General features: G+C 71.1%; 4 protein-coding genes and 1 pseudogene. All 5 read right to left on the reverse strand.

What is annotated here, in order from left to right:
- Nucleotides 1-6: 6 nt before the first annotated feature.
- Entirely contained in the window at nt 7-768 is a 762-nt protein-coding gene (locus U9R90_RS34205; protein WP_411061218.1) for an SDR family oxidoreductase, read from the reverse strand.
- 112 nt (nt 769-880) lie between these two features.
- Nucleotides 881-1,759, reverse strand: coding sequence for a helix-turn-helix domain-containing protein (locus U9R90_RS34210; RefSeq protein ID WP_411061220.1), 879 nt, complete (start codon nt 1,757-1,759; stop codon nt 881-883).
- A gap of 99 nt (nt 1,760-1,858) precedes the next feature.
- Nucleotides 1,859-2,386: a GNAT family N-acetyltransferase gene (locus tag U9R90_RS34215; protein WP_411061222.1), complete on the reverse strand. Its 528-nt coding sequence runs from the start codon at nt 2,384-2,386 to the stop codon at nt 1,859-1,861.
- Nucleotides 2,387-2,393: 7 nt separating this feature from the next.
- Complete coding sequence (locus U9R90_RS34220; RefSeq protein ID WP_411061224.1) at nt 2,394-3,287, reverse strand: hypothetical protein; 894 nt, start codon at nt 3,285-3,287, stop codon at nt 2,394-2,396.
- A 66-nt stretch (nt 3,288-3,353) separates the two neighbouring features.
- A pseudogene (locus U9R90_RS34225) lies at nt 3,354-3,757 on the reverse strand (hypothetical protein); the annotation flags it as partial.

Raw genomic sequence — 3,757 nt, forward strand, 5'->3', positions numbered from 1 at the left:
ATCTGGTCAGCGGGTGGTGTAACCGCCGTTGAGGAAGATCGTCTGGCCGTTGGCCCACCAGCCGTCGGTGAGCAGGTGCCGGACCCACGGGACGATGTCCTCGATCCTCGTCAGGTCACCGTTCATGGCCGAGGACTTGTGGTACGCGACGGAGTCGGCGTCCTCGGCCGGGTAGAAGAACGCGGTGTCCATCGGCCCGGGCGCGATGTTGTTGACCGAGATGTTCCGGCCGAAGAGCTCCTTGGACAGGGCGCGGGTGAAGTGCTCGACCGGCGCCTTGCTGCCCGCGTACGACGAGTACAGGCCGGTGTACGCGGCCAGCAGTGAGGTGAGGATCGTGACGATCTTACCGCCGTCCTCGATTCGGCGCGCGGCCTCGCGCATCACGAAGAACGCGGCCTTGGAGTTGACCGCGAACATGCGGTCGTACTCCTCCTCCGTGATCTCGGTGAGCGGCTTCTTCAGCACCATGCCGGCGGTGTTGATGCTGTAGTCGAGCTTGCCGAAGCGGTTCACGACCTCGTCGAAGACCCGCTCCACCTCGGCGACCCGGGTCAGATCGCCCTGGATCGCGAACGCCTCGCCCGGACCGGCGTTGATCTGCGCGACGACGTCCTCGGCCTTGGCCCGCGAGGAGTCGCTGTTGTAGTGCACCGCGACCAGCGCGCCTTCCGCGCCGAGCGTGGTGCTGATCAGCCCGCCGAGGTTGCGGGACGCGCCGCCGACGAAGGCGACCTTGCCGTTGAGTGTCTTGTCTGGGTTGTCCATGCCCCCAGGTTCTCCGGGGAAGGGGGTGCCGATCTTGAACGAAACGCGCACCGGTGGAACAAACCGCTCACGACTTACGCAGAGCCGTCAGTGCACGACTTACCCGGAACCGTCAGCGACCGCCTTCGCCGTCGCGCAGCGCCTGCGGAGTGGCCCCTTCGTAGCGGCGCATCATCCTCGTCAGATGGCTCTGGTCGGCGAATCCCGCCTCCGTCGCGATGTCCGCGATCGGCCTGCTGGTGCGTACGAGCTCACGCCGGGCGTGCTCCAGGCGCCGCTGCGTCACGTACCGGTGCGGCGACTCCCCTGTCGACATCCTGAACACCCGCGCGAAGTGGGACTCGCTGACCCCGGCGACAGCGGCCATCTCCGCGAGCGTGACCCGCTGAGCGAGGTTCGCGTGGATGAAGTCCACGACCTCGGCCAGCCGGCGCGGCGCGAGCCCGCCCGCACGCGTCCGGGTCTCCGTACCGCCTTCGCCCGCGACCCGCAGCACCACCGCCGCCGCGGCCTGCACCAGCGACTGCGCATACAGCCCGTCCGCCGGGCCCGGACCGGCGTACTCCGCCGCCAGCCGCTCCAGCAGCATCCTCAGCAGCGGATCGGTGAAGTGGAACCGCGGGACCAGCTCGAACCGGCCGGTGGCCCCGCCCTCGGCCGCCAGCTTCTCCAGCCACCCCGGATCGATGCCGAGCAGCAGCAGCTCTACGTCGTCCTGCCAGCGCGGCCGGGCCGCCCACCCGGCCGGATTGACCAGCGCGTCCCCGGCATGGAACCGCTCCTGGCGCGCGGTACCGTCCGCCGACCAGCGCAGATTCGCCGACCGTCCGGTGTGCACCACCAGCACATGCACCGGCGGTCCGACGGGCAACGGCGCCACGTCGGAGACCCCCGCCGCGCGCTCCAGCGCCCGCTCCGCCACCGCGTGGCTGAGAGCGGACCCGCTGGTGTGCACACACCGCAGGTGGGGCTTGATGTACGAATCGCTCACCCCTCCAGTATCCCGCTGGTAGCCCGCGAGGCACCCTGGTCGCCATGTCGCCATGTCGCCATGTCGCCATGTCGCCGAAGGCCGCTGCCGGTGGCGGGTCTACGGGAGCGCCTTGCGCATGCAGACCCGCGGCCACCGGTCCAGGCCGTGTTCCGCCTCCTGGGCGCATATCTTCCGCAGCCCCGCGGTGAGTTCGGCCTCCTGAAGGGTGTGGAACCCGAGCCGCGTGTAGTACGGCGCGTTCCACGGCACCTCGGCGAACGTCGTCAGGGTGAGCGCGGTCAGCCCCTCTTCGCGGGCGCGCTCGGCGGCGTACGCGATCAGGGTGCGGCCGAGCCCGCGCCCCGCGGCGTCCGGGTGTACGGAGACCTGCTCGATGTGGAGGGCGTCGTCGACGGGTTCGGCGATCAGGTACGCCAACGGGGCGGCGGGCGCGCCGGGTTGGTCGGGGCGGTCGACGGCCACCCAGGCGCGGCCCGCGCGCCGGAACTCGTCGAGCAGGTCGAGTTCCGGCGGCTCGTCGTCGGCGATCTCCGCCATTCCGAGGTCGCGGAAGGGAGCGCCTGCGGCGCGCTCGATGCCTTGCAGCACGGGGAGTTCGGCGGCGGTTGCCCGACGGATGCGCATAGTCCGATTATGCGCCGCGCCACCACGGTGAGCGGACGACTTCGTCGTGCGAGACAGCGCAGTTGAGGCCGTTGACGACCTCGCCGCCCGCGATGTCCCAGCCGACCACGCCCGTGCCCTTGCGGGCGAGCTCCACCAGTCTGGCCCGTTCGGTCTCCTGACCTGTGTTGACGTCGCACATCAGGACGGTGGTCCAGGACCGGCCGTCCAGCGCCGAGACCACGGCGAGCAGCGGCAGGACCAGTACGGCGAGCGTCAGCGCGACCCAGCGGGACGCGTCCGCCGCGCGCTGCCGCCAGCCGGTGGGCGCGGTGCGGGTGCGGCGCCCGCCGCCGAGGGGGTGGCGGCGGCCCGTACGGTATTCGGCGATCACCCCGAGCCGCAGCGCGTACGAGGCGACGGCTACCGCGAGACCCCACCACAGGCCGTGGAAGGCGCCGACCAGTAGGCCGAAGGTGACCGGGACGACGGCCGCCGTCGCGGCCGGGACGGGCAGCGGAGTGGCCGTGTGCAGCTGGGCGCCGCCGCGGGCGGCGAAGTAGGCGTACGAGGCGTGCGAGACGACGGCCGCCAGGACCGCGGCGAGCAGCGGCTCGTACAGCAGCATGCCGATCAGGACGTCCGGCCAGTTGGACGGCTCCATCGACAGGAGCGCCTCGCGGGCCGCGGCGCTGCCGCCGAGGGTCCAGGTGAGCTTGAGTACGGGCACGGCGAAGACGAGGGCGAGCAGGACCAGGTGGCCGGGGCCACCCTTGAGGTCGACGGACTGTTCCGCCGCTTCCTTCGCTTCCTTCGCCTCCTTCGTTTCCTTCGTTTCCTTCGTTTCCTCCGCATCTTCCGTATCTTCCGTTTCCTTCGTATCCCTCGCTCTTCCGCTCGCTGAGGTGGTGCTGTCGCTCATGGCGTCAGTCTCGGCGGGCTGGGGCCTTCGGCCCAGGCGACGCGCGGCGGGCCCCGTCGGCGCTGTTCACGCCCCCGTGCTGAACAGTTCGTCCGCGGGGCTGTTCACCGGCTGTGGCGTGCCTGTGAGGTCGAGGACGAAGAGGGGTACGCCGAGTGCGTCGGCGCGGGTGCGGGCGTCGTCCGTGTATCCGGCCAGGGAGAAGTAGACGCCGATGGCGGACTCGCTGAGTCCGGTCAGCCACAGGCACTCCACATCGCGCAGGGTCGCGGGATGTGTGGACGGCTCGACCTGCGCCACCAGACCGTTCGCGCACAGCCCGATGCCGGAGGGCGCCTGCGGCTCGGCGCCGCGTACGTCGGCGTAGCCCAGCCACTTCAGATACCGCGCGGCGGCGGTCACGGCGTCCCGCGCGGTGCGGATCGTCATCGGGTGGAACGCGGGGCGCGGGGCGGGCTGGGTGCGGGGGA

This window comes from Streptomyces sp. E11-3 (genome assembly GCF_046540415.1).
Classification (GTDB): domain Bacteria; phylum Actinomycetota; class Actinomycetes; order Streptomycetales; family Streptomycetaceae; genus Streptomyces.

Excerpts from the sequence above, each read along its gene's own strand:
- U9R90_RS34215 (WP_411061222.1), bottom strand. The coding sequence starts at position 2,386 with ATGCGCATCCGTCGGGCAACCGCCGCCGAACTCCCCGTGCTGCAAGGC.
- U9R90_RS34220 (WP_411061224.1), bottom strand. The coding sequence starts at position 3,287 with ATGAGCGACAGCACCACCTCAGCGAGCGGAAGAGCGAGGGATACGAAG.
- U9R90_RS34205 (WP_411061218.1), bottom strand. The coding sequence starts at position 768 with ATGGACAACCCAGACAAGACACTCAACGGCAAGGTCGCCTTCGTCGGC.